The organism is Chryseobacterium rhizosphaerae (genome assembly GCF_003385455.1).
Classification (GTDB): domain Bacteria; phylum Bacteroidota; class Bacteroidia; order Flavobacteriales; family Weeksellaceae; genus Chryseobacterium; species Chryseobacterium rhizosphaerae.
The window spans coordinates 248,478-274,648 of sequence record NZ_QNUF01000004.1 but is presented as its reverse complement, the minus strand read 5'-3'; the positions used below and the strand labels follow the sequence as shown (position 1 = coordinate 274,648).

Genomic DNA, 26,171 nt, shown 5'->3' with positions numbered 1-26,171 from the left:
ACTATTTTGTCAGTCTTTTTTTTATTATTTTGAAATAAATAAAGTTGATATCCTATAATAAATAAACTTGCGTTAGTAATAATGTAAATTGCATTAAACTGAATTTTAATCAAAAAAAATAGTATTTTTGTTTAAAATAATATAAAATGTTAAATAGGAGGAAAGGAAGTTTATTTTTTGCGTTATTTTTTATTTTTATGGGAATCTTTGTATCTTCTCAAAACAGAGATAGAACAGAGATGGCCGTAAAACGAAGCTCTGCTTCAATGAGAGCCGGAGCTTTTATTAACGTAAATACACCAAACTATCCTGAATCAGGCTATAATATTACACAGCTGGTGAAGGATGTTTTGATATCCGGAGGCGGATGTACTACCTCTACCGTAAATAATGTAACGGTATCTCCTAATCTGGCTCCGGGGAATTCGGAACGAAGCTGGGGATATTTTAATAAAGCAACTACCAATTTTCCTTTTAGTAAAGGGATTATTCTTTCAACAGGGTATGCAAACAAGGCAGGAAATGATTTTCAGTCAACACTGAGTGATGCACTGCCTTCCGGTGGAGATAATGATCTGGCTACTGTATTGAATATTCCTAATAATCAATTGTTTGATGCTACCTCTATAGAATTTGATTTTGTGGCTTCCTCCACCGAAATTTCATTCAGGTATTTATTTGCATCCAAAGAATATCAACAAAATTTTCCCTGTACCATTACCGATGGATTTGCGCTTTTATTAAAAAAAGTGGGTGATCCTACTTATACCAATCTGGCTGTGCTTCCAGCTGGTGCAGGACCGGTAAGTGTAAAAAATATTCACCCTGCTTATCCCAATTGCGGGCCTATCAACGAAGCTTATTATGGTGGAACGAATACTGCTCAAATCGAGACTAATTTTAACGGACGTACCATTCCTTTAACAGCAAAAGCAACTGTTGTTCCGGGACAGACTTATCATTTTAAAATGGTGCTTGCCGATTTCCAGGACCGTAACTTTGATACTGCTGTTTTTCTGGAAGCAGGATCATTTGATATTGGAGTAAAGATTCTGGATCCTGCAGGAGTACAGCTTCCTGCCTCTGTGAATATGTGTGATAATTCTCCACAGACTTTTACGGCCTCTGTTCAGGGAGCTAATGTTACGTATCAATGGTTTCTAGGTCCTAATGCTATTGCAGGAGCTACCGGAGCCAGTTATACAGCTACCCAACCTGGAGTATATTCTGTGAAGGTTTATATCCAGGGAAATACATGTCCGGGAGAAGCCAGTATTACTGTAGTAGGAGGGACATCTCCTACAGTGCAGAATGCCAGTTTAACAGCTTGTTACACTGCTGGAAATGCTATTTTTAATTTACCGTCTGCACAAACATCAATAAGTACGACTCCGGGCGCTACTTTCCAATATTATACTACTCTGGCTGATGCCAATGCAGGAAATGCAAATACAATTCCTAATCCTACAACCTATCCAAGTGCTGGAGGTCAAACAGTTTATGTTCTGGTTAAAAACGGTTTCTGTTCCAAAGTGGCTCAGCTGCAGTTGATAAAAGCACCGCAGATGACAGGGACTATCGCTCCTCCGGTGGTATTAACCTGTGTTAACTCACAGACCACACTGGATGCTTCTGCATCTGTTTATCCTGCAGGAGCAACATTTAACTGGACTACAACGGGAGGTAATATTGTTTCCGGAGGTAATACACTGACTCCTGTTGTCAATGCAGCAGGTACTTATACTTTAACAATATCTAATACCTTTCAGCCTGGAAATGTTATTTGTACGGCTACGGCTACAGTTACCGTGACAGGAGACAGTGCTCCGCCGGCAACAGGGCTTACAGCAACTAAACTGAATATCTGTAACGGAGATTCTGTAGTATTGACTGCTTCCGGAGGTGCTACCTATAACTGGGTAGGTCTTCCCGGAACAGGAAATACACAAACAGTATCACCTACCACCACTACCACATATTCGGTAACGGCGGTAGGAGCGAATGGTTGTGTATCTCAGAATCCTGCAACCATAACCATAGTGGTCTCTCAGCCGTTTACAGCACAAAATGCAACACTCCATAAATGTTATGAACCCGGATTAACCTATGATCTTACACAAGCACAGACTCAGATTACCACGGCGGCAGGAGTTACGTTTGTTTATTATGTCAATCAGGCTGATGCCAATGCGGGAAATGCTAATTTTATTGCAACTCCAACGGCATATTCACCACCGGGAAATCAAACGATATACGTTTTGGTAAGTAACGGAGGATGTAGCTACGTAGTTTCCCTGCAATTATTAAGAACGGCAGTAACAACTCTTACTATAGCACAGCCACAAACGGTTACCTGTACAACTCCTCAGGTTACTTTAAATGCTTCGGCTTCAGTAGTACCTCCAGGCTCTACCATAGCATGGACAACAGCAGGAGGAACTATAGTATCGGGAGCTAATACTCTTACCCCTGTAGTAAGTGCAGGCGGTACCTATACATTGACTGTTACGAACGTATCTCAGCCTGGAAATTTAAGCTGTACGTACACTTCAAATGTGACAGTATCTCAGGACACCACATTGCCAACCGCAGGCCTTACTTCCTCTCAACCCCGTATATGTTTGGGAGAATCTGTAACACTGACGGCTACCGGTGGTGCTACGTATAACTGGACAGGTCTTCCCGGAAACGGAAGTACACAAGTAGTTTCTCCGGGAACAACAACCGTATACACGGTTTATGCAGTAGGGGCTAACGGATGTGTTTCTGCAACTCCTGCTACAGTTACCGTTGAGGTGGGTCCTCCTATTGCGGGAATATCAGCTTCAAAGTCAAAAATCTGTGAAGGCGAATCTGTTACATTAACAGCTACGGGAGGAATTACTTATAATTGGGTAGGTCTTCCCGGAAATGGAAATACTCAGGTAGTTACTCCTCCAGTAGGTACTACTGAGTATTCTGTTTATGCACTGGGAGGAAATGGATGTAGCTCAGTAAATCCTGCTACCGTAAAAATAGAAGTAGTACCTGCTATTAAGTCTACCTTAAAAGATGTGTATGTTTGTGCTGGAGATAGCGGTATTTTAGATGCCGGGGCAGGAACTAATTATACTTATCTGTGGAGTACAGGTGCAACTACTCAGACCATCTCTGTTAATCTTCCCGGAACGTATAGTGTTACCATAAGTAACGGGACATGTTCCAAAGTGTTTTCAGCTCAGCTGATTAATCCTGATTTACCTCAGTTTACGAATATAACTTATGAAAATCACGTTCTTACCCTTACGGCGAGTAATCCGACAGGAGGTATTTTAGAATACTCTATTGACGGAGGGGCAACGTGGCAGTCTTCTAACATTTTTTATGGTACTTTAAATAATACGAACTACCACTTAATGGTGCGCGTAGTAGGTGCAAAATGTGGTACCTCATTGGATTATTTTACACTGGTTATCAGTAATGCCATTACTCCTAACATGGATGGCTTCAATGATACAATAGACTTTACAGGAATCAGTGGTTATAAAGACTTTGCAGCCTCTATCTTTGACAGGTATGGAGCTGAGGTATTTAAAGCAACAAAAGATAATGCGGTGTGGGTAGGTTCTATGAAAGGGTTAAATCTTCCTACCGGTACGTATTGGTATAGGGTACAATGGGAAAATCCGGCCAGTAAAAAACTGGAGCAGCGTTCAGGTTGGATCTTACTGAAAAATAGAAATTAATACGATTATAAAATAGACAACATAACAAAATCTTCCGGAAATGGAAGATTTTGTTTGTTTTTACAACAGATATTGGAATCAAACTGAATGTTTCTGAAATCATTATCGGGATAATAGATCTACAAGAATTCATGAAAAAAATAATAAGGCAGAGTCTGGGGGCAATGTTATTTTTCAGGGAATTAATTTTTGATTTCATATACTTCATTTGTTAGTGTCTTTAAAGAGAGTTAATAGCTGTTAGGTTATTTTATTCTGAAATAATAGGTATTGTTTGAAATAGCTTGTGATAAGCTTTTATAGGTGTTTTTGTAGTTTTTTTATAAAAAAAAATAAATATGTATGTGGTATATTTAAAAAAAAATTAAATTTGTTGAAACAAAGTATTATGAGAAGAAGATATCTACCGTTTTATTTATTTTTTTTAATTGTTTCCAATTTTTTATACTCACAAATACACGAACCCAGAAAGATCATTAAAAGTGTAAGAACTGAACAATCCAGAAGGGCGGGTGTTTTTATTGATGTAAATGCTCCAAGTTATACTGAAACCAGCTATACCATAGAAAAACTGGTGAAAGATGTCCTGATTTCATCAGGAACCAATACTTGTGTAACTCCCAATGTGACCAACGTAAAGATTACCCCTAATCATGCTGTAGGAGATGCCAACAGATCATGGGGATATTTTAACAAAGCCACGACCAATTTCCCGTTTAAAGATGGTATTATTCTTTCTACAGGATATGCCAATAAAGCAGGGAATAACTTCCAGGATTATCTTAGTGATACCAATGGAGGAGGTACTGATTCCGACTTAGCTCAGGCTACGGGTGCAACAGGAACACTAACTGATGCTGTACTTTTGGAATTTGATTTCGTACCCACTACTTCTCAAATAAAGTTTAATTATATTCTGGCATCTCAGGAATATACTTCTACTTTTCCATGTAACTATGCGGATGCTTTTGCTATATTGCTTAGACCTACATCCGGAGGTCCTTACACCAATATGGCTGTACTTCCCAATGGAGCAGGTCCTGTAAGTATTACCAATATTCGTCCGGCAATTCCTGGAGGAGGAGGTTGTGCTGCTGTCAATGAACAGTATTTTGCAGGATATAACACAGCCCATATTGAAACAAACTTTAATGGAAGAACAATTCCCCTTACGGCTACCGCTACAGTAACCCCAGGGCAGGAATATCACTTTAAAATGGTAATTGCCGATTACGGGCCTTATGGAGCTGACCATTCATATGATTCTGCCGTATTCCTTGAAGGAGGTTCTTTTAATATTGGAGTAGAGCTGTTAGATCCAAGTGGAGCTACACTGCCTTCTGATATCAATGTCTGCGATAATGTACCACAGGTGATTACAGCTTCTGTAAGTGATCCTAATTTACTATATCAGTGGTATCTGAATGGAGTAGCAATTCCTAATGCGACCAGCAATACCATTACTGCCACACAACCGGGAAGTTATACTATTGAGGTAAGTGTTCCAGGAAATCCATGTCCCGGAAAGGCATCTATTCAAATTCACGGTGGAACTACCCCACAGGCACAGGATGCAACATTGCTTCTTTGTACTACCCCGGATATTACCACCTTTGATTTAAGTACCATCATGCCTTCAATCAGTCCAACACCGGGTGCTGTATTCAAATTTTATGTTGATCAGGCAGATGCTATTGCCCAAAACGGCAATAATATCCAGAATATATTGAATTATAATGGTACAGATGGTCAGATTTTATACGTAGTGGTTTCAAACGGAGGTTTCTGTAGTAAAATGATAGAATTGAAATTGCTAAAAGAAGTAACCCCTACGGCAAAATTAAAATCATCCAAGATAAAAATATGTCCGGGAGAATCTGTGACGCTTTCTGCTGAAGGAGGAACAACTTATTTCTGGGATAATTTCCCGGGTACCGGAAGTACACAGACGGTTACATTGCACCAGACTACTGTTTTTACAGTATATGCAATAGGACCAAAAGGATGTAGATCACTGAATCCTGCCACCATAAGAATAGAGGTTACTCCGGAAATTACGACTCCTTTACATGATGTTGAAATGTGTGTGGGTGACAAGGTGACCCTGGATGCAGGAGCAGGCCCTAATTATAAATACCTTTGGAGCACAGGTGCTACGACACGGAAGATTGAAGTAGACCAGTGGGGGATTTATACTGTAGAAATTGATAACGGAATCTGTAAAAAGGTATTCTCTGTTAAAGTGATGGGAGCTGCTACGCCTTATGTTACAGCAATCAACTATGATGGGGCCAAAAAAACCATGGTGGTAACAGCGGAAAATCCTCCAATGAACAATACACCAAGCAAGCTGGAATATTCTATAGATAACGGAATTACATGGCAGGAATCTAATACCTTTACCGGGCTTTTAGATAATACTACCTATACTATTCTGGTAAGAAGAGTAGGAACTCATTGTGTGGGTACTTTAGATTTCTTTACCTTAAAGATCAATAATATTATTACTCCGAATCAGGATGGGATCAATGATGTACTGGATCTTAAAGCGCTTGGAGAATTTAAAAACTTTACAGGTTCTATTTATGACAGATATGGTGTGGAAGTATTCAGGTTCTCAAAAGAAAACCCTGTATGGGATGGAACTGTTGTAGGAAAGAGACTTCCAACCGCTACCTATTGGTATAAGTTTAATTTTGAATACCCTAAGTCAAAAGCTCAGATGAATTCATCAGGATGGATTATGCTGAAAAACAGGGAATAAAAAATAAAAGATAAACAACAAAAAAGCCTTTCAGTACATCTGAAAGGCTTTTTTACTGTAATCAAAATAGATTTAGACAGACTTTGTTGTTTTATACCTGAACTAAAAAATTAATGGAATATAAAACAGTGAGTATACGCTATTGATTTTCTTTCCAAAGCTTGGTGAAGCTTATAAAGTCTGAGACACTAAGCTCTTCCGCTCTTTTGTCTAAGAATTCGTGGGTTTTCAATGCTTCAGGTATATTCAAAACTTTTAATGCATTCGAAAGCTTTTTCCTCCTCTGGTTGAATCCTGCTTTTACAATCTGTTTAAATAAGATCTCATTACCGCTTAAACCTTCCTTCGGATTTCTCGTAAGCCTGATTACTCCGGATTTTACTTTCGGTGGTGGGTTGAAAACATTTTCATGAACTGTAAACAGATACGTTACATCATAATAGGCCTGAATCAGAACGGAAAGAATACCGTAATCTTTAGTTCTGGGTACAGCCGCTGTTCTTTCGGCAACTTCTTTTTGGAACATCCCTACCATTTCAGGGACCAGTCCATAATAATCTACGATCTTGAATAATATCTGTGAAGAAATATTATAAGGGAAATTTCCAATGATAGCAATCTGCTCATCTTTGATAAAATTGAAGTCCTGTTTCAGAAAATCTCCTACAAAAGTATTTTCTGTAATACTGGAATAGTTCTTTTTCAGGTATTCAATAGATTCCGTGTCTATTTCTGCGAGATAAATATTCTGATCTTTTTCTAGAAGATACTTGGTAAGAACTCCCATTCCGGGACCTACTTCCATAATGTTGGTATAGTTCTCAAAACTAAGACCTTCTACTATTTTTCTTGCGATGTTTTCATCTGTCAGAAAGTGCTGACCAAGATGTTTTTTTGCTTTTACACTCAAAGTTTTTTATGATTTTATTAACAGTGATTTTCTCTTTTTCGTCCCAAATTTCGGAAGATTTTTTCTATTTTAGCCAAAAATTTTAATATTAATGGCTAAATCTGTAGATGATTTTAATAAGAAAAGGCTTCGGTCCAGCAATATTACAGTAGTGATAAGTATTGCCTTAGTGTTATTTTTGTTAGGCTTAATGGGGCTTATTCTGATTAATGCCCAGAAGTATTCTGACTATATCAAAGAACAATTGGTAGTGAATGCCTACTTTGATCAAAACTATGACGCTAAAGATTCTGTAAAGATTGCGAAACTGGAGGAAGAAACTTTAAAAAAGGTACAGACCTTAGCTCCTGTAAAAAAAGCTACCTATATCTCAAGAAGTATGGCTGCAAAAGAAGCCAAGAAAAGTATGGGTATCGATAGTGATGCGTTGTTTGAAGAAAACATTTTCCCTTCATCTATCGAAATTGCTTTAAAACCTGAATATGTAGATCCTGCAAAAATTGATGAAGCCATTAAGGCAATCAAATCTGTGCCTGGTATTGTAGATGTTAAAAATGATAGTACATTGATGGTGGATGTTTACAATAACCTGAGCAGAATCTTAAAGTGGATCTTAGGATTTTCAGTTCTGTTCCTGGTGTTAGCTGTTGTATTGATCAACAATTCGATCCGTCTGAAAATATTTTCTAAGAGATTTATCATTAAGACTATGCAGCTGGTGGGGGCCAAAAGAAGATTTATTCTTAAGCCATTCATTATTGAGGCTATTGTCTTAGGAGCTATTGGTGCTCTGATTGGTCTTTTAGCTTTATTTGGAGTTTGGTATTACTTTACCAACCAGATTGGATCAGCATTTGTACAGGATAATCAACAGTATGTATGGCTTGTGCTACTGGTATTCGGAGTAGGAATTTTTATTACTGTCCTAAGTACCATTATTGCAACCTGGAGATTCTTAAGATCAAACGTTGACGACTTATATTACTCTTAACAATGAGCAAAAAAACAAATAAATTTTCCGCTACGGAGTTCGGCCGAGAAGTGGAAGTACCACAGGAAAACTCCTTTTATTTCGGACAGCAGAACTTCAAATGGATGTTGATAGGTCTTGCATTTATCGTAGGTGGTTTTCTACTGATGATGGGCCCGGATGCTAATACAGTAGACGGTAAACTTGACCCCAACTCATGGAACGATGGCATTTTTTCTATTAGAAGGATCAGGATAGCACCTCTGTTTGTAGTCATTGGTTTTGCAATAGAAGTATATGCTATTTTAAAAAGAAAATAGAAATAATTTATATTTAGAGATTAAGAGATTTAGGAATTTAGAATCACGTATTCTAAGCTTCAGAATCTCTTAATCTTTTAATTTTTTGAAAGAATATGGATTTAATTAACGCAATTATTATTGCTATTGTAGAAGGGCTTACGGAATATCTTCCGATTTCTTCTACCGCACATATGGGATTCACTGCAAACCTGATGGGGCTTCCTGAAGATGAATTTTTGAAGATGTTTCAGGTATCTATTCAGTTTGGAGCTATTTTATCTGTAGTAGTGGCTTACTGGAAAAAGTTTTTTGATTTAAAAAATATTCAGTTTTACTTTAAGCTGGGTTTTGCCGTAGTACCTGCATTGGTTTTAGGGTATTTATTTGATGATAAAATTGAGGCCATTCTTGGAAATCAGATTGCTATCTCTTCAGTATTGGTACTGGGAGGTGTTATTTTACTGTTTGCGGATAAATGGTTTAAGAATCCTAAAATTGATGATGAAAAAGGAATTACCATAAGAAATGCAGTGACTATTGGATTCTGGCAATGTCTTGCGATGATGCCGGGAACAAGCCGTAGTGCAGCTTCTATTATTGGAGGAATGGCTCAGGGGCTTACAAGAAAAGCAGCGGCTGAATTCTCTTTCTTCCTTGCGGTTCCTACGATGCTGGCAGTAACAGTATATTCTGTGTTTGTGAAAACATGGGGGAAAGAAACCGGAAATCCACAGAAAGGATACGAAATGATTATGGCTTCACAGGATCACATCATGATCTTTATTGTAGGGAATGTAGTGGCATTTATTGTAGCTCTTATTGCAATTAAGGCATTCATTGGAGTGCTGAATAAATATGGTTTCAAACCTTGGGGTTGGTACCGTATTTTTGTAGGTGTAGCCTTGTTGATTTATTTTTATTTCTTTAAATAAACAAAACATTCATTCATTATTAATTGCTTAGTCGCTACCATTCATGACCGCTGAAGAACTGAAATCAGGATATACCTTTTTATTAGACAAACCCTTGGACTGGACGTCTTTCCAGGCTGTCAATAAAATGAAATATAAACTTAAACGTGAGTTTGACCTTCCCAAGAAATTTAAAATTGGGCATGCCGGAACATTAGATCCCAGAGCAACAGGACTTCTTATCGTATGCTGTGGGAAATTCACAAAGAATATTCCCGAAATCCAGGATGCCCCAAAAGAATACTGGGCAGAAATTAAAATTGGGGTACAGACAGAATCTTATGATACCGAAAAGCCGGAGATTCTTCAGCAGGATATTTCAGCTGTATCAGAAGAACTGGTAAAAGAAGCACTGGAAAAATTTGTAGGAGAAATTGAGCAGAAGCCACCCGTTTATTCTGCCATAAAGATTGATGGTCAAAGAGCTTATAATCTTGCCAGAGCAGGAGAGGAAGTTGAAATGAAATCCAGAAAAACAACCATTCATTACATCAAAGATATCAAGATTGAGTTTCCTTTGGTTAGTTTTATGGTAGGTTGTTCAAAAGGCACCTATATCAGAAGCCTGGCTCATGATATAGGACAGGAGCTTGGAGTAGGAGCCTACCTGACTCAGTTGAGACGTACTAAGATCGGTGATTATAAAATTGAAGATGCTACAGATCAGTTTTTGAACAATGATTTTCGATTTGAAGGAATGTAAAGAAAGAATGGATAAGGTATACTCATTTCAGTGGGCAATAAAAATGATAACGGTTACGGGATAGATTAATGGAAAAAACACGTATTAATAAATATTTATCAGAAGTTGGGTTCTGCTCAAGAAGAGCAGCGGATAAACTTTTGGAAGAAGGAAGAATAACCATTAATGGTAAAATTCCTGAACTGGGAACGAAGGTTTCAGATGAAGATGTAGTAGAAGTAGATGGAAAGCCTATCAGAGAACAGGAGGATAAGCCGGTATATATTGCTTTCAACAAGCCGGTAGGTATTGTCTGCACGACAGACACCAAACGTGAAAAAAATAATATTGTAGATTATATCAATTATCCTAAAAGGATTTTCCCTATCGGAAGATTGGATAAACCCAGTGAAGGGCTTATTCTTTTAACCAGCGATGGTGATATCGTCAATAAAATCCTCAGAGCGAGAAACAACCACGAAAAAGAATACATTGTTCGGGTAGATAAGCCTATCAACCCAAGGTTTCTGGAGAAAATGAGAAATGGGGTCCCTATTTTAGATACAGTGACCAAAAAATGTGAAGTGGAGAAAATTGATGATATGAACTTTAGGATTGTTCTTACACAGGGGCTGAACAGACAGATCCGAAGAATGTGTGAATATCTCGGTTATGAGGTGAAAAAGCTGAAAAGGATCCGTATCATGAACATTAAACTGGATCTCCCTATCGGAAAATGGAGAGATTTGACTGATGAAGAACTTAATACTCTAAACACTTTATTGATAGATTCTAATAAAACGATCGACTAAGATCTATACGTCTATCTTAGCAGTTCCAATTTCTTTTTTTTGATCTTTTTCCTACATTACTTACAAAGTTTTGTAGCATACATATATTTTATTGTATACAAAAACACCTGAGTTTATAGGTGAACTCTTGTTGTTTAATGATTTTCAAAGAGTAGCTTGGTTAAGTCTTATAGATTTCTAAAACCTATAAGGTTGTAAGTTATAAGATTATTTTTTATTCCGGAATCTCAGGTTATTTAATTGTTTTTCACTTAGTGGTGTAATATATTTTACTTTTCATTGAAAATGTGTTATATTTATAATAACAACAACTATAACCTGAAAATCATGAAATTACAATTTAATGTAGCTCTTTTATTTGTTATTTTGATAACACTTACTAATTGTCACAATGATAATCACAGCCCGGATCTTCCCCATGATTCTTTGTTTTATATTGACTACAGAAGTTTACAGGGATTGCCTGATGGGCTTGCTGTCATAGAGCTGGATCCTGAAGCGCCCAATTTTGGAAACATCAGTAGTAAGCTTGAATTGGGCGTGGGGGTACTGCCTCACCACATTTATTATAATCATACTGAACAAAAAATGTTTACCACTGCTTTGGGAGGCAGCTATCTTTATCAGATAAAAACCGAAAGAGATCAAAAGGGGCAGCCCCAATTAATTAATGCGACACCTATTGATACAGGTGAAAATACAGTAGGTGAAAATTTGTTTTTCACCAATGACGGAAGATATTTTATGACCTTTATGGGAGGGGCAGGAGGTCCAAAAGATGGTAGCATAGGCGTTTTTAACGCTGATAACAATAAGCTGATCAAAACTATTAAAGCACCCATTCAAGACAATCCGAATCAATTTATAATGTATCCCCATGGGATCTCCATTAATGAAGAAAAAGGATTAATGATGGTAACGTCAACCATTCACCCGGATCTTAGTACCGGAATGGGGAATACCTGTACGTTACTAGACCTTAATACCTATGAATTAAAGGAGACCTATCAGGTTGCAGACTCTCCAACAGATATGTCCAGTCCTGTTGAGGTTTTATTACTACGCGGAAAATTTCCACAATATGCTCTTGCGACCACCATGCTTGGAGGTGATATCTGGATCGCTCCATATAATACTGTAACCAAAAAATATGATGCTTTTACTAAAGTGTTTGAAGGAAGTACCCAAGGATTAGGCTGGGCGCTCGAAATGTATATTGATGATACAAACAAACTATATGTAAGTTTTGCAGATCCCGGAAAAGTCCTTGTCTTCGACTTAAGCAATCTTCCTCAGCTAAAACTGCTGAAAACTTTTACTGCGGATAAAGGAGCACATCATATGGCTTTCTTCAAAACCAAATCAGGAAAAGAAGTGGTAGCCGTACAGAATAATTTACTAAATATTCCCAACTTAAATTCCGGCACCATTAGTATAATTGATATCAATACCGGAAAAAACTTAGGGACTGTCAACTTACGTACCCGATACGGCATATTACCGGAATCCATTGAGGGAACCAATGGCCCCAGCAATTATATGCATCACTAAAATTGAGAATAGTGTTTTACAGTAAAAATTATCCCAAAATATAGATCTTTTTTGGGATAGTTTTATCGGAGATCAATTGATCTCCCAAAGCCATAAGTAGTTGAAATTCAATTTTCCAGACTTATGTTATTTTACGTATAATTTCATTCTTTCCTCATATTCAGGCTTTAATTTCAGAAACTTCCATATTTTTTTATCATCAGGATAGGTAATGCGGTAGAAGATGATTTTGTCTGCTGAATATTTAAAGTACGGGTGATTCTTAAGCCAGTCTTCGGGAGCTTCTGCTAAAGAATATTTGGGAACAGCAGAGGTATCCAACGGACATATGGAAATCAGCTTCTGAACCAATTCCTTATCAATATTGTAGGTATCCAGAATCTGTTGCTTATTCACGAAACCGCCCAGCTTTTTTCTAAATCCAATGATGGATCCTGCACTTCTTTCATCCAGTCCAAATTCCAAAAGCTGTTTAAAGGTTATCGCGTTGAGGTTCGTTTTTGTAAAATCCGTCTGTTCCTGTTGTTTTATCTTCTCTTTTATCTGGATATAAGGCTTTAATTCCTGAAATTTTTCGGCAGAAATTACAAAACACTTTTGCAGATCTTCCGCTGTTTTAAACCCTTCTTCCAGATTCCGTTTTCGATAATTAACAATAACATTGGCCTGTTTCTCAGAAAATCCCATTGCCATCCAACCTTCTGCATCCAAGGTGTTGGGATCAAAGGGATGATACGATATTTTAGATTTTAGAACGGTATTTCTATGTAGATTCTTAAGGTTTTCAGGAGTTTTTGCCGGTAATAAGAGATAGGGATCCAGTTGAGTATAGTTTTCGGCAGAAATGATAAAACATTCTTTAAACTTCTCTTTGCTGATAAAGCTGCCTCCCAGATAATTTTTATATTTTAAAATAGCTTCAGCCTGTTTTTCACTGAATCCTATTTTTACCCAATCATTGGCAGAAAGCTTATCAGGGTTCAATTTTCCGGAAATAACCATTGCTTTCTTTCCAAAACGATTACTATTTTGAGGGTTGCTTTTTTCGTTTGTTTCGGGAAGTAATATGAAGGATTTTAGTTCACTGAATTTCTCTTCAGAAATAGCATAGCATTTTTCCAACTGATCTTTCGAAACAAATTGGCCTCCCACTATATCTTTGTATTTAAGAATGGTGGATACCTGTTTTTCTGTGAATCCCAGCTGTTGCCACTGTTCTTTACTTAATGTATTGGGATCAAAATCAGATAAACTGACGGGAGCAGAAGACTCCATCATAAATTTCACTTCGGGAAAAGATTTCTTTTCCCTGCTGGTGTATTTCTGGTAGGCGAATAGGATGGTCAACAGCAAAACCATAAACGCCAGTTTCCGATAATAGCTTTTTCTCATCATAAGGTAAACCTATTGATAAAAATAAGACCAGGCAATGGCTGGCTATTAAATGAACTATTTTACCATACAAATTCCTTTTAATAGCTTTTAAAATGCATATAAAAGCCTTAAAATTAGAATTATTTAAAGGTTCATAAGAAGTATAACAACGAAAAAAATCTGTAGCTATACTTTTATGAGGATAAGGATTATTCAGAATCTCTTTCTCCCAAAGATTCTTTCAGCTTGATAAGTTCAGCTTTTACAAATTCAAGCCTGTCAATAAGCGTAATGGTTTCGGAAATTTTGCTGTTGGTAGTCAAAGCAACACGTGCGCCGTCAAGCGTATAGCCTTTTTCTTTTACCAAATGGTAGATCATCTGGAGGTTCTTGATATCTTCAGGAGTGAAATAGCGGTTACCTTTTCTATTCTTTTTAGGTTTGATAATTGGGAATTCCTGTTCCCAATAACGTATTAATGAAGTGTTTACATCGAATGCTTTTGCAACTTCTCCTATAGAATAATACAGTTTGTCAGGTAAATTTATTTTCATTTTACAACTCCTAAACCTCAAAGATAAAAATTTTTTAAAGTTGTAACCAAATATATCTTTAAAGTGTTGGAAGACTTTTACCTTATATAAGGCCATGTGAATAAAGCTGTAAAGGAAAAAATGGATTACTTTATTCATGTTGCTATGAGTTTGAATAGTAAAAAATACAGGTTTTAGCACTATTCATAAAAATATAGATAGTTGGATTGGAGCATTTGGGTTATTCGGATGGATCCGTTATGTATTATGGATGTGGTGTATGTTGTTGGTTGTTAGTTATTTGTGAATAGTGAAGTACCTGTGTAGTATCTGCTTTTTTTCTAATAATTAATATTCTTAATTAAATTTATAAAAAAATCTTAATTAAAAATTTTAAGGCAAACACGCTGTTATAATTTTTTGAATAAACACAAAAATAATGTTATGAAAATAAATTTTTTATTATTATGCCTATTAGCATATACTCATTTTTTTGGGCAAATTGGTAAAGTTGGTATTAATACAGTAACTCCTACCAGGAGTCTGGATGTGAACGGAAATCTTAGAATACGTTCACTTGCTGATAAAAAGGACAGTACAAATGTATATGACCGGGTTTTAGTGGGTAATAGCCAGGGAGATGTAGACTATGTTCCTATAGCAAAATTTGATGTTGAAACGCCAACAATTAAGACAATAAAATTTGTAGCAAAAAAAGTTGAAATTCCCGGCACCTTTAATTATCTTACAGAAGCGGTGGATATAGGAAATATATCAATCAGGTATAGAAATAATTCATCTTGTGGAATTATTTTTGGAATCAATTGCGAAAGGAGAGTCGGTGGAAAACTGGAATTCAAATTTTTTAATACGTCAGGTATAGGCAGTGTTTGGACAGGCAATTCTATGCTGGTAAGGAGATCTAATTTTTTGAGTAGTGATGATACCACACAGCCAGGAGATCAAAGTGGGGAGTTTAGAACGAGGTTTTATTCAGGAACAATAAAGGGAGTTCCTTTTGATGATACAACTTCTCCATATACTGTCCTTAATTTAGAGTATAACCCGGAAACAAGAGACTCCGGTAGTACTGTTTTATCACTGAATTCGGTAGGAGACGTATATAGAATATCTATCGTGTTTAATGGCAATTTACCGGCAGATGCGGGAAATAATATTGCTGCATTACCCCGACAGGCTACTATATTTGTTGAACGTTTGGTAGGAGAATAAAGAATCAATATGCGTCTATTATTCATTGATATTTAGCTGAATATTATGACTCTACCCAGGCATCTTTTGAAAATAGAAACCTTGAATACCATACTGTATCATTGTAAAGAGGATTGTTTCTAAAATAATTCTGTCACTAAATCCAGAAAAAATATTGTAAAAATCGATATTGATTAAAAATTATCCTCTTGATTACTTCAATTAAGACGCGATTTATTCATAATATCGTGAAAAAACTTCAATCAATTAATTTTTTATGTAATTTAGTGATACACAAAAAATTACAATTAAATGAAACATTATTTCTTTATTTTTATACTGTTGATCCCTTTTTCAGGATTTTCACAGTGGACAAGAACTGAGCTGAGAGCTCAGAAAGTAAAAAAATATCAGGAAAAACTGGAGTTTTCCGCTCTGTATCTGTTAGATACTGCTCAGCTTAGACAAACTTTACAAAAAGCACCTGACCGTTTTTCAAATGAAAAAGGAATTGTTATTTCACTTCCTACCGCTAATGGAAAATTAGAAAGATTTCAGGTTTGGGAATTTTCCAATATGGCTCCGGAATTACAGGCAAAGTTTCCGGATATTAAATCATATGTAGGAACAGGAATAGAAGACCCTTCCGTATATCTGAGATTCAGTCTTTCTCCGGTAGGATTCTCATCCATGATTACACGATCCGGAATATCAGAATTTATTGAACCTTATACGGAAGACAGAACAGTATATGCTGTATTTGATTCTAACGCAAGAAGAGGGCAGGATAAAGAACCTTTCGAATGTTCTACCGTAGATGATATGAAGAGGAATTCTGTTGAAAAAAAAAACGGTGTTGCGAATAAAAGAACTGCCGGTTTTAATATATTCAGAATGGCATTATCCTGTACCGGAGAATATGCTGAATATCACTTAACGGCAGCAGGAACTCCGGCGACAGCAACAGATGTCCAGAAAAAAGCTGTGATTATCGCTGCTATGAATGCTAGTTTAACCAGAATGAATGGCGTTTTTGAAAAAGATTTGTCATTACATTTTAATCTGATTGCTAGTAATGATGCTATTGTATTTCTGGATCCGGCAACAGATCCGTTTGACGAAACGGATGCAGATGATACCAATGACTATGATAATGCAGGTGCATATTATGCCATATCTGCTCGTATTCCTGCTGAAGACTATGATATGGGACATTTGGTTGACAAAAGAAATGCAAATGGTGTAGCCTCATTAGGTGTGATATGTGAAGATATAAAAGCCGCAGGCTATACTTCGTGCAATTTCCCAGAAGGTGATACTTTCGATATAGACTACGTTGCTCACGAAATGGGACATCAGTTAGGTGCCGGGCATACATATACTTCCCATACAGGCCAGGCGGACCAAAAAGTAGAACCGGCCAGTGGTACCACTATTATGGCTTATACAGGAATCATAGGAGGAAACTTGGATGTTCAATTTAATTCTAATGATTATTATCATATCAATAGTATTAATCAAATAAAAAGTGTTGTAAATGCAGCTATGTGTGGTACAAATACACCATTTACAAATCCGGCACCTTCAGTAACACTTGGTGGAAATTATACAATCCCGAAGTCAACTCCATTTGTTTTAAAAGGAACAACAACTGATGCTAATACAGCATCCTATACCTACACAGTAGAGCAAACGGATCAGGCAGCTACCGCAGAAATGTCAGCCAATTCCTATGCTTTTCCTACAAAGCCTTCGGGGCCTACTTTCAGATCAAAGACACCAATCACTACTCCAGCAAGATATTTTCCTGATTTTAATACTGTATTGTCCGGTGTGTTAACGACCCGATGGGAATCTGTTTCCAGTGTGGCAAGGCCTCTTAACTTTAATATGTCGGTAAGAGATAATAATCCTCTGCAGCCCCAGATAGGGCAAGCTGTATCTACGGTTACTGTATTTGGAGGTTCTGGTCCTTTTCAGGTGACTGCTCCAACATTTGGACAATCATTATCTTCAGGAGGAGCTTTTGCTGTAACCTGGGATGTTGCTGGTACAAACGCAGCGCCGGTTAATACAGCCAATGTAAATATTAAATTATCTACAGATGGAGGGCAGACCTTTATTACGATTGTTGCCAATACCCCTAATGATGGTAGTGAGGGAGTGACAATACCCGCAGGTTCTACCTCATCCAATGCTTATATTATGATAGAAGCAGTAGGTAATATATATTATGCAATGACTCCAAGTTTTGTCATCGATTATACTGTGACTGGTGAAAATTGTACAACTTATACTTATAGTGGTACTCCGGTAGCAATTACAGATGGACCTGGCGGGGCTAATATTTCATCACCTATTGTAAAAGCTCCTTTAATGGTTAGCAACAATGGAACAATTACCAAAATTAAAGTCACTCCAACTGTTACTCATCCAAACATAAGACATCTTTCTATTGGAATTGAAAGCCCGGTAGGAACTTCTGCTCTTATCTGGAACCGTAGCTGTGCGAATAACTCAGGGATTACTGCTACATTCAGTGATGCAGGGGCCAATGTTGTTTGTGCTTCACCAGTTCAGGGAGAGAATAAATCATATGAATCTTTAGCTATTTTTAAAGGACATAAAGCGCAGGGAACATGGAATTTGTTTGCTTCGGATAATAATCCGGGTAGTGCAGGCAGTGTCACAGGCTGGTCTCTTCAGGTATGTACTCAGGAAACCCAAAATTTAGGAACCAAAGAACTAACGACTTCTTTAGGTGATGATATTAAAATTTATCCTAATCCTAGTGATGGGCATTTCTTTGTGAAGTCCAGAAACTTAAAAGGAGAAGTGAAAGTAAATATGTTTGACTCAAGCGGAAGATTGATTTATTCTTCAGCTTATCAGAGTGGAGGAGATCAAACTAAAGAGTTTAATGTGAATGTGCCTAAAGGAGTGTATGTTATAAGCATCAATTCTTTAAAAGGGACATACAATAGCAAACTGGTCATAAAATAAAAGACTATTGAATGTAAAGAGAAGAAGGATCGGTTATACCGGTCCTTTTTTATTTGAAATTTGCGGCTTATCTTTATTTATACTACTTTTATCAATATTCAATCCGTTTTCTTTTATAAATAGCAGGTGATGAATTCGATTTCAGTTCTTCATATTGATCTTTTTCAAGCTGGCAGAAATGCTTCAGACTTTTATTTTAATACCATGAAAAATCATCTGGTTGTAGGGCATCGGCATATCGAAAAACCACACAGACATGATTTTTATGCAGCGGTTCTTTTTACCGGAGGAACAGGGTTTCATGAAATTGATTTTCAAAAATATGAAGTTTCTGAAGGCAGTCTCTTTTTTCTGTCTCCCGGGCAGATTCATAGCTGGGAGCTTTCTGCAGATATTGAAGGATATATTTTCTTTTGTTCTCAGGAGTTTTACGAAATGCACTATGTGAATCAGAAGCTGAGAAATTTTCCATTTTTCGGATCAGTCTCTTTTCCAAGAAAACTTCAGCTGGATACCCTGGAACTCAAACAAAATATACACTTATTCCAGGAGCTGGAGAAAGAATACCGGGAGAAGAATATTATGAAAGAAGGATTGATGCTTTCATTGATGTCTCAGATCTTTATCAATGCCACACGATTATTTTCAAAAGATTTTGACAGAGTGGATTCCTCGGCGGGGCTTTCTTATTTTAAGCATTATCAGGATTTCGAAAATTTAATTGAAGAACACTTTCCCGATGAAAAATCGATTGCTTATTACGCTTCTTTATTAGGTATTTCACCCAAGCACCTCAATAGAATTGCCCAGACTGTTGTTCAGAAAACAGCTACAGACGTCATCACAGAAAGAGTAGTATTGGAAGCCAAAAGAATGCTGATGTATCTTGATGAAAGCCTTGTTGAAGTTGCTTTCAGATTGGGATATGAAGAATATTCCTACTTTGTAAGAGTATTCCGGAAAAATTCCGGAATGACCCCTACTCAGTTTATTAAGGAATACAAGGTGTAAATTGTATCATATAAAGTTGCCGGTGACGCTCCATCTTCGTATTACTGTCTCTCATCAGTCACCTGCAACCTATAACACCAGCTTAAATGGTCCTTCAAAAGTAGTCTCAAATGAATCTACCATTTTTCCTTTTTCATCAAAAACTCCAATGACCATATTTTGTTTTGAAAACTTAATATCTTCTTCAGGGAAGGTGATATTGATGTTCCCCTTAAGGATTTGATCTCCTTTTAAAATGATTTTTTCAGATCCGAAATAAGTGATTTCTGCATGAGCAGGCGTTATGACTTTAATTGTCAATACTTTTTTATCATTAGACTTATTCAGAAGGGTATAAATAAAAGTATTGGTAATTTTACCGTCTTTAATAAAGAACGTAGATCCCGCCGGTTTGATGAACTTGGCCTCCATGGATCCTCTGTCGTACATTAAAAATCCAAGGAATCCAATGAGTAAAGCCAGAAAAACGGTGGTCGCTTTCATTCTTGAAGTGAATGTAAACTTTTCCCTGTTCTCAATCTCTGCTTCTGTAGCATAACGAACCAGTCCTCTAGGCATACCTACTTTGTCCATCACTTCATCACAGGCATCAATACATGCTGTACAGTTGACACATTCAAGTTGCTGGCCATTTCTGATGTCAATTCCAGTAGGGCAAACCACTACACATTGGTTACAATCAATACAGTCTCCTTTTCCGGCAGCTTTTCGGTCTTCATTATTTCTCCATTTTGAGCGGCCTTCTCCTCTTTTAAAATCATAATATACATTAATAGTCTGCTTATCAATTAAAACCCCCTGGAGTCTTCCGTACGGACAAACCAGTGTGCAAACCTGCTCACGAAGCCATGCAAAAACAAAGTAAAAGGTCATCGTGAAAAAGATCATAGCCGTAAATTTGAGTGAGTTTTCAGCCGGACCTTCACTCATAATACGGAAAACCTCTTCATACCCTACGATATACATGAACATAAAGTGAGAAATAGCCAGCGATATGAAAAGAAATACCGACCATTTTGTCAGCCTTTTTCTTATTTTTTCAGTGTCCCATTCCTGTCTGTCGAGCTTCATCTGCTTATTTCGGTCACCTTCAATCCAGTATTCAATTTTACGGAAAATCATTTCCATAAAAAGAGTTTGGGGACACAGCCAGCCACAGAATATTCTTCCGAAAACCACTGTGAAGAGCATGACAAAAATAACCGACGTTACAGCTCCTAAAGCAAGAATAAAAAAGTCCTGAAGATAAAAAGACTGTCCGAAAATGAAGAATCTCCCGTCAATAACATTAATAAGCAGAAAAGGATTGTTATTGATTTTTACAAAAGGCAACCCAAAAAACAAAGCAAGCAAAACGTAGCTGGTGTAATTCCGGTAATTGGTATATTTTCCTTTGGGCTTTCTCGGGAAGATCCATTTTCTTTTTCCCGTTTCATCCATTGTTCCTACTGAATTTCTAAAATCTTCATTTTCGATTTCTAAAGACTTGATATTGTTGGACTCTGCACTCATTATCGTATGCTATAAAAGTATTAAGGTAATATTGTATCGTAAAATCAATTTTGTTTTTAGGACATTTTTTTTATGAAAAAAGTTATTGATCCTACTACTGCAAAGCTCCGAATTATATCTTCCCACTACTAATATGATCTACTTCAAAAATAGGACAATTGGGACATTTTTATTTGAGTATTATATTAGATCAAAATGATAAAATAACTTTGAATCCTATTATTCAAATTGTAAATTGCAGTTTTAAAAATGAAGTATGAAGAATATCTGTAAAATAGGAATGATTGGTTTGGTTTTCGCATTGATAAATTGTCAATCAGTAAATTATAGTAAAATGTTTTATGAAGGAGTAAAACCTGAAAAGGTTTCAGATAAGTTTAGTTTTACGGAAGGACCGTCGGCAGATCATAAAGGAAATGTTTATTTTACAGATCAGCCTAATGATAAAATCTACTATTGGGACTGGAAAAGTAATCAGGTTATAGAGTTTCTGGATAAAACCGGAAGAGCAAACGGAACCCATTTTGATAAAGACGGTTATCTGATTACCTGTTCTGATGATCACGGAGAGATCTGGAAAATATCAAAAGATAAAAAGGTAGAGGTTATTCTGAAAGGATTTGAAGGAAAAAGACTGAACGGACCCAATGATGTATGGAATGATGCTTTAGGGGGAATGTATTTTACAGACCCTTTGTATGAAAGGGATTACTGGACTGATTTTAAGCAGGAAACAGCACATAAAAGTCTCTACTACAGAAATAAAGAAGGTAAAACAGCCAAGCTGGAAACCTTTACACAACCCAATGGTATTGTAGGAAGTGAGAAGTTAAAGAAATTATACCTCTCAGATATTGATGCCGGAAAAACCTATGTTTATGATATTCTTGGAGAAGGAAAGCTGTCAGAAAGAAAGCTTTTTTGTGAAATGGGTTCAGATGGAATGACTTTGGACAAACACGGAAATCTTTATTTAACAGGAGATGGAGTACATATTTTTAACCGGGACGGTAAGAAAATCTATCATATTTCCATTCCTGAAAAATGGACATCCAATGTAACATTTGGAGGAGAAAATAATGATGTTTTATTTATTACTGCTTCAACTGCTGTTTATACTTTCCCGATGAGAGTGAGAGGAATAAAGTAGTTTTACCCATACTGTTTTTACCACAAAAGTCACTGAAGTATTTATTTCTAAACACTTCAGTGACTTTTATAGTTTGAAAATTAATTAAAAAGATACGGTTCTTAATAACAGGATACCGAATCTTAATAAGCAACCTCCATTTTCACTTTTTTCCCTTTCAGTTTTTCATTCTGAAGTTTTTTCAGGGTAGCACCGACTTTATTTCTGGAAACAGCAACATAGGATGTGGTATCTTTTACCTCAATCAATCCGATGTCTTCTTTTTGGAGTTCCCCCTTTTTTATAAGATAACCCACTACATCTACTTTATTGACTTTATCTTTTTTTCCGGCACTGATATAAATGGTTTGAAATGGTGTTTTCGCCGGAACTTTAGTAAAGCCTGCTACACTTTCTTCAGGTGTGTTATTTTTGATGAATGGGAAATTCTCATCTTCAGTCATGATAAGGTAAGCAAAACCTTTGGCATTCATTCTGGCGGTACGTCCGTTTCTGTGAATAAATGCATCCTCTTTTGGAGGCAGCTGGTAATGTACAATAGATTCCACCTCAGGAACATCAAGTCCGCGGGAAGCCAGATCAGTCGTAATAAGAATTCTTGCAGAGTCATTTCTGAATTTCAGTAAAGCACGCTCTCTTTCATCCTGTTCCATGCCGCCGTGGAAGGTTTCCCTGTCGATACCTTTTTCTCTTAAAAGCTCAGAAATTCTGTCAACAGCTTCACGGTGATTACAGAAGATCAATGTTCTTTTATTGCCGATCTTGCAAATTAAATTGAATAAAGTATCTAACTTTTCCTCAGAAATAGTCATCACTTTTCGTAATTGGATATCCGGCTTTACTTCACTTAATTTTAAAAAATCAATGGTCTTTTCATTCTTTAAGCCTGTAAACTTGGGAATTTCATCCATTGCTGTAGCTGAAGTCAGAATTCTTTGTGAAAGACCTTTTAATGAACCGGAAATAAATTCCATATCCTCATGAAATCCTAATTCTAAGGCTTTATCAAATTCATCCAGTACTAAAGTCTGAATCGTTCTCGGATCGAAATTGTTATTTCTTATATGGTAAGCGACCCTTCCCGGAGTTCCGATTAAAACAGCAGGTGCTTCAATTAAATTATTGACCTCAATTTTTTTATCATGTCCACCATAACACACAGAAACTTTGAAATCTGTTCCCATTGCTTTGAAAACCTGTTCGATCTGTAATGCCAGTTCTCTGGCAGGAACTAATAGTAAAGCCTGAACACCCTGCACATCTTTTTTCAGATTTCTAAGAACCGGAAATAAAAAAGCAAGGGTTTTTCCTGAACCGGTAGGAGAGAGCAGGACGATATCGGTATTGTTTTCAGAGGCAGTGTATGTAGATTTCTGCATTTGATTCATTTCCTGAATCTGCAGTTTTTGATAAATTGATTCTAATTCCATGGTGCAAAGGTAAGAAATTTAGGTGGCAGATGTTAAAGTTCAGTATTCGGGATCAGAGCTATAAGTTTTAATGATAGATATTCTGTCTTTTATTCTAATATTTACAATCTTAAGTCTGTCATCTTAGCTATTGATTCTTGATTCTCTTAATAAATATCCATTGGAAATCAATTGTTTAAACGATGATCTTGTAAAAGAAAACCTCTTGTTTGTTTTAAAAAAAAATCTTATCTTTGCATCCACTTTTTGTGGGAGAGGTTTGATAGGGTAAAATATTAAAAATTAATTACTTCCGTATTTTTTAAATCCACATTTATTCAAACCATTAAAAAAGAAGGAATACAAATTTTATTAGAAAATGTCAAAAGAGACAAATTCAGCAGAGGTTATTTTAAACCAAAACGTAGCACCAGAACAATTTGATTGGGATTCATTCGAATCAGGTCTTGATGCAGATGCGAGAAAAGAAAAAAGCGACTTAGAAGAAATCTACAACGGATCTCTAAACAGCCTAAACGACAATGACGTTTTAGTAGGTAGAGTAGTAAGATTAACTGACAAAGAAGCTATCGTAGACATCAACTTCAAATCAGAAGGTGTTATTTCTCTTAACGAATTCCGTTACAACCAAGGCCTAAGTGTAGGTGATGAGGTAGAAGTAATGGTTGACAAGAGAGAAGACAAAACTGGTCAGTTACAGTTATCTCACAGAAAAGCTAGAACGCTTAAGGCTTGGGATAAAGTAAACGAACTTCACGAAACTGGAGAAATCGTTAACGGTTTTGTTAAGTCTAGAACTAAAGGAGGTATGATCGTTGACGTTCACGGAATCGAAGCATTCTTACCAGGTTCTCAAATTGACGTTAAGCCAATTAAAGATTACGATCAGTTCGTAGGTAAAACTATGGAGTTCAAAGTTGTGAAAATCAACCCTGAGTTCAAAAACGTAGTTGTATCTCACAAAGCATTGATCGAAGCAGATATCGAAGGTCAGAAAAAAGAAATCATCGCTCAGCTTGAAAAAGGACAAGTTCTTGAAGGTACTGTTAAGAACATTACTTCTTACGGTGTGTTTATCGACTTAGGAGGTGTAGACGGATTAATTCACATTACAGATCTTTCTTGGTCTAGAGTGAACCACCCATCTGAAATCCTAGAAGACGGACAAACTGTGAAAGTAGTAATCCTTGATTTCGATGACGAGAAAACAAGAATCCAATTAGGTATGAAGCAATTAGAAGCTCATCCTTGGGATGCTCTTTCTGCTGACATGAAAGTAGGAGACAAAGTAAAAGGAAAAGTAGTAGTTCTTGCTGACTATGGTGCATTCGTAGAGATCGCTCCAGGTGTAGAAGGATTAATCCACGTTTCTGAAATGTCTTGGTCTACTCACTTAAGATCTGCTGGTGACTTTGTGAAAGTAGGTGATGAAGTAGAAGCTGAAGTATTAACTTTAGATAGAGAAGAAAGAAAAATTTCCCTTGGTATCAAGCAATTATCTAAAGATCCATGGGAGAATATCGAGGTTAAGTACCCGGTAGGATCTCAGCATGTAGGAACTGTAAGAAACTTCACTAACTTTGGTGTATTCGTAGAGTTAGAAGAAGGTATCGACGGATTAATCTACATTTCTGATCTTTCTTGGACTAAGAAAATCAAGCACCCATCTGAGTTCTGTGCAGTAGGTGATAAATTAGATGTTGTAGTTCTTGAATTAGATATCCAAGCTAGAAGATTATCTCTAGGTCACAAGCAATTGACTGAAAACCCATGGGATAAATTCGAAACTAAGTATGCTGAAGGAACTATCCACGCTGGTAAAGCTGTAGAAGTTCACGATAAAGGAGCTTCTGTACAATTCGAAGATGCTGAAGTAGAAGCATTCTGCCCTTCAAGATTATTAGAGAAAGAAGATGGATCTAAAATCAAAAAAGGTGAAGATGCTCAATTCAAAGTAATCGAATTCAACAAAGAATTCAAGAGAGTAGTAGTTTCTCACACAGGAATCTTCAGAGATGAGGAAAAGAAAAATGTGAAAGACTCTTCTTCTAGAAATATCTCTTCTTCAAACAACGAAGAAAGATCAACTCTTGGAGATATCGATGCATTAGCAGAATTGAAAAGAAAAATGGAAGAAGGTAAATAATCTTTGAAACCATTTATAATATGGAGCCGCTCATTTGAGCGGCTTTTTTTATGCTTGGTAATGGATACAATCCAGATCACTTACTTTTATTAATTTATGATAACAGATAGGTG

Annotated in this window: 18 protein-coding genes; 13 read left to right on the top strand and 5 right to left on the bottom strand. The window is 36.7% G+C overall.

All coding sequences use genetic code 11. The features are described from left to right. Nucleotides 1-146 precede the first annotated feature (146 nt). Nucleotides 147-3,725 (top strand): choice-of-anchor L domain-containing protein, encoded by a 3,579-nt coding sequence (locus DRF57_RS05515; RefSeq protein ID WP_115917295.1) that lies wholly within the window; start codon nt 147-149, stop codon nt 3,723-3,725. 388 nt (nt 3,726-4,113) lie between these two features. After that, entirely contained in the window at nt 4,114-6,489 is a 2,376-nt protein-coding gene (locus DRF57_RS05510; protein WP_047485669.1) for a T9SS C-terminal target domain-containing protein, read from the top strand. A 139-nt stretch (nt 6,490-6,628) separates the two neighbouring features. Here the strand turns inward: DRF57_RS05510 and rsmA are convergent, their stop codons facing one another. Further along, nucleotides 6,629-7,399: a 16S rRNA (adenine(1518)-N(6)/adenine(1519)-N(6))-dimethyltransferase RsmA gene (rsmA, locus tag DRF57_RS05505; RefSeq protein WP_047485667.1), complete on the bottom strand. Its 771-nt coding sequence runs from the start codon at nt 7,397-7,399 to the stop codon at nt 6,629-6,631. 91 nt (nt 7,400-7,490) lie between these two features. On the opposite strand from rsmA, the gene DRF57_RS05500 reads away from it, so the two are divergent. From DRF57_RS05500 to DRF57_RS05475, 6 genes are all read left to right on the top strand, one after another. Next, the gene (locus DRF57_RS05500) at nt 7,491-8,390 is read left to right on the top strand and encodes a cell division protein FtsX (RefSeq protein WP_115917293.1); all 900 of its coding nucleotides are present in this window, start codon (nt 7,491-7,493) and stop codon (nt 8,388-8,390) included. Between the two features lie 2 nt (nt 8,391-8,392). Beyond that, nucleotides 8,393-8,689, top strand: a complete 297-nt coding sequence (locus DRF57_RS05495; RefSeq protein WP_174772348.1) for a DUF3098 domain-containing protein — start codon at nt 8,393-8,395, stop codon at nt 8,687-8,689. A 95-nt stretch (nt 8,690-8,784) separates the two neighbouring features. Next, nucleotides 8,785-9,603, top strand: coding sequence for an undecaprenyl-diphosphate phosphatase (locus DRF57_RS05490; RefSeq protein ID WP_047485661.1), 819 nt, complete (start codon nt 8,785-8,787; stop codon nt 9,601-9,603). A 43-nt stretch (nt 9,604-9,646) separates the two neighbouring features. Continuing rightward, the gene (gene truB / locus DRF57_RS05485) at nt 9,647-10,345 is read left to right on the top strand and encodes a tRNA pseudouridine(55) synthase TruB (protein ID WP_115917291.1); all 699 of its coding nucleotides are present in this window, start codon (nt 9,647-9,649) and stop codon (nt 10,343-10,345) included. Nucleotides 10,346-10,413: 68 nt separating this feature from the next. Next, a complete protein-coding gene (rluF, locus tag DRF57_RS05480; protein ID WP_084086101.1) occupies nt 10,414-11,136 on the top strand; it encodes a 23S rRNA pseudouridine(2604) synthase RluF in 723 nt (240 codons plus the stop codon). Between the two features lie 327 nt (nt 11,137-11,463). Continuing rightward, on the top strand, nt 11,464-12,687 hold the full coding sequence (locus DRF57_RS05475; protein ID WP_123863285.1) for a YncE family protein: 1,224 nt from the start codon (nt 11,464-11,466) through the stop codon (nt 12,685-12,687). A 126-nt stretch (nt 12,688-12,813) separates the two neighbouring features. Here the strand turns inward: DRF57_RS05475 and DRF57_RS05470 are convergent, their stop codons facing one another. Continuing rightward, complete coding sequence (locus tag DRF57_RS05470; RefSeq protein ID WP_115917290.1) at nt 12,814-14,082, bottom strand: helix-hairpin-helix domain-containing protein; 1,269 nt, start codon at nt 14,080-14,082, stop codon at nt 12,814-12,816. Between the two features lie 188 nt (nt 14,083-14,270). Then, nucleotides 14,271-14,615 (bottom strand): MerR family transcriptional regulator, encoded by a 345-nt coding sequence (locus DRF57_RS05465; RefSeq protein ID WP_047485652.1) that lies wholly within the window; start codon nt 14,613-14,615, stop codon nt 14,271-14,273. Nucleotides 14,616-15,038: 423 nt separating this feature from the next. On the opposite strand from DRF57_RS05465, the gene DRF57_RS05460 reads away from it, so the two are divergent. From DRF57_RS05460 to DRF57_RS05450, 3 genes are all read left to right on the top strand, one after another. Further along, nucleotides 15,039-15,827, top strand: a complete 789-nt coding sequence (locus tag DRF57_RS05460) for a hypothetical protein (protein WP_084086099.1) — start codon at nt 15,039-15,041, stop codon at nt 15,825-15,827. 291 nt (nt 15,828-16,118) lie between these two features. Next, complete coding sequence (locus DRF57_RS05455) at nt 16,119-18,809, top strand: reprolysin-like metallopeptidase (protein ID WP_115917288.1); 2,691 nt, start codon at nt 16,119-16,121, stop codon at nt 18,807-18,809. Nucleotides 18,810-18,938: 129 nt separating this feature from the next. Continuing rightward, nucleotides 18,939-19,820: an AraC family transcriptional regulator gene (locus DRF57_RS05450; protein WP_115917286.1), complete on the top strand. Its 882-nt coding sequence runs from the start codon at nt 18,939-18,941 to the stop codon at nt 19,818-19,820. A 69-nt stretch (nt 19,821-19,889) separates the two neighbouring features. Here DRF57_RS05450 and ccoG read toward each other — a convergent pair whose 3' ends face one another. Next, nucleotides 19,890-21,332: a cytochrome c oxidase accessory protein CcoG gene (gene ccoG / locus DRF57_RS05445; RefSeq protein ID WP_052188495.1), complete on the bottom strand. Its 1,443-nt coding sequence runs from the start codon at nt 21,330-21,332 to the stop codon at nt 19,890-19,892. A gap of 256 nt (nt 21,333-21,588) precedes the next feature. On the opposite strand from ccoG, the gene DRF57_RS05440 reads away from it, so the two are divergent. After that, nucleotides 21,589-22,482, top strand: a complete 894-nt coding sequence (locus tag DRF57_RS05440) for an SMP-30/gluconolactonase/LRE family protein (protein ID WP_047485643.1) — start codon at nt 21,589-21,591, stop codon at nt 22,480-22,482. Nucleotides 22,483-22,604: 122 nt separating this feature from the next. On the opposite strand, the gene DRF57_RS05435 is transcribed toward DRF57_RS05440, so the two are convergent. Continuing rightward, nucleotides 22,605-23,912 (bottom strand): DEAD/DEAH box helicase, encoded by a 1,308-nt coding sequence (locus DRF57_RS05435; protein WP_047485641.1) that lies wholly within the window; start codon nt 23,910-23,912, stop codon nt 22,605-22,607. A gap of 358 nt (nt 23,913-24,270) precedes the next feature. On the opposite strand from DRF57_RS05435, the gene rpsA reads away from it, so the two are divergent. Then, on the top strand, nt 24,271-26,058 hold the full coding sequence (gene rpsA / locus DRF57_RS05430) for a 30S ribosomal protein S1 (protein ID WP_047485638.1): 1,788 nt from the start codon (nt 24,271-24,273) through the stop codon (nt 26,056-26,058). Nucleotides 26,059-26,171 lie beyond the last annotated feature (113 nt).

Excerpts from the sequence above, each read along its gene's own strand:
- DRF57_RS05515 (WP_115917295.1), top strand. The coding sequence starts at position 147 with ATGTTAAATAGGAGGAAAGGAAGTTTATTTTTTGCGTTATTTTTTATT.
- DRF57_RS05510 (WP_047485669.1), top strand. The coding sequence starts at position 4,114 with ATGAGAAGAAGATATCTACCGTTTTATTTATTTTTTTTAATTGTTTCC.
- DRF57_RS05500 (WP_115917293.1), top strand. The coding sequence starts at position 7,491 with ATGGCTAAATCTGTAGATGATTTTAATAAGAAAAGGCTTCGGTCCAGC.
- DRF57_RS05495 (WP_174772348.1), top strand. The coding sequence starts at position 8,393 with ATGAGCAAAAAAACAAATAAATTTTCCGCTACGGAGTTCGGCCGAGAA.
- DRF57_RS05490 (WP_047485661.1), top strand. The coding sequence starts at position 8,785 with ATGGATTTAATTAACGCAATTATTATTGCTATTGTAGAAGGGCTTACG.
- truB (WP_115917291.1), top strand. The coding sequence starts at position 9,647 with ATGACCGCTGAAGAACTGAAATCAGGATATACCTTTTTATTAGACAAA.
- rluF (WP_084086101.1), top strand. The coding sequence starts at position 10,414 with ATGGAAAAAACACGTATTAATAAATATTTATCAGAAGTTGGGTTCTGC.
- DRF57_RS05475 (WP_123863285.1), top strand. The coding sequence starts at position 11,464 with ATGAAATTACAATTTAATGTAGCTCTTTTATTTGTTATTTTGATAACA.
- DRF57_RS05470 (WP_115917290.1), bottom strand. The coding sequence starts at position 14,082 with ATGATGAGAAAAAGCTATTATCGGAAACTGGCGTTTATGGTTTTGCTG.
- DRF57_RS05465 (WP_047485652.1), bottom strand. The coding sequence starts at position 14,615 with ATGAAAATAAATTTACCTGACAAACTGTATTATTCTATAGGAGAAGTT.
- DRF57_RS05460 (WP_084086099.1), top strand. The coding sequence starts at position 15,039 with ATGAAAATAAATTTTTTATTATTATGCCTATTAGCATATACTCATTTT.
- DRF57_RS05455 (WP_115917288.1), top strand. The coding sequence starts at position 16,119 with ATGAAACATTATTTCTTTATTTTTATACTGTTGATCCCTTTTTCAGGA.
- DRF57_RS05450 (WP_115917286.1), top strand. The coding sequence starts at position 18,939 with ATGAATTCGATTTCAGTTCTTCATATTGATCTTTTTCAAGCTGGCAGA.
- ccoG (WP_052188495.1), bottom strand. The coding sequence starts at position 21,332 with ATGAGTGCAGAGTCCAACAATATCAAGTCTTTAGAAATCGAAAATGAA.
- DRF57_RS05440 (WP_047485643.1), top strand. The coding sequence starts at position 21,589 with ATGAAGAATATCTGTAAAATAGGAATGATTGGTTTGGTTTTCGCATTG.
- DRF57_RS05435 (WP_047485641.1), bottom strand. The coding sequence starts at position 23,912 with ATGGAATTAGAATCAATTTATCAAAAACTGCAGATTCAGGAAATGAAT.
- rpsA (WP_047485638.1), top strand. The coding sequence starts at position 24,271 with ATGTCAAAAGAGACAAATTCAGCAGAGGTTATTTTAAACCAAAACGTA.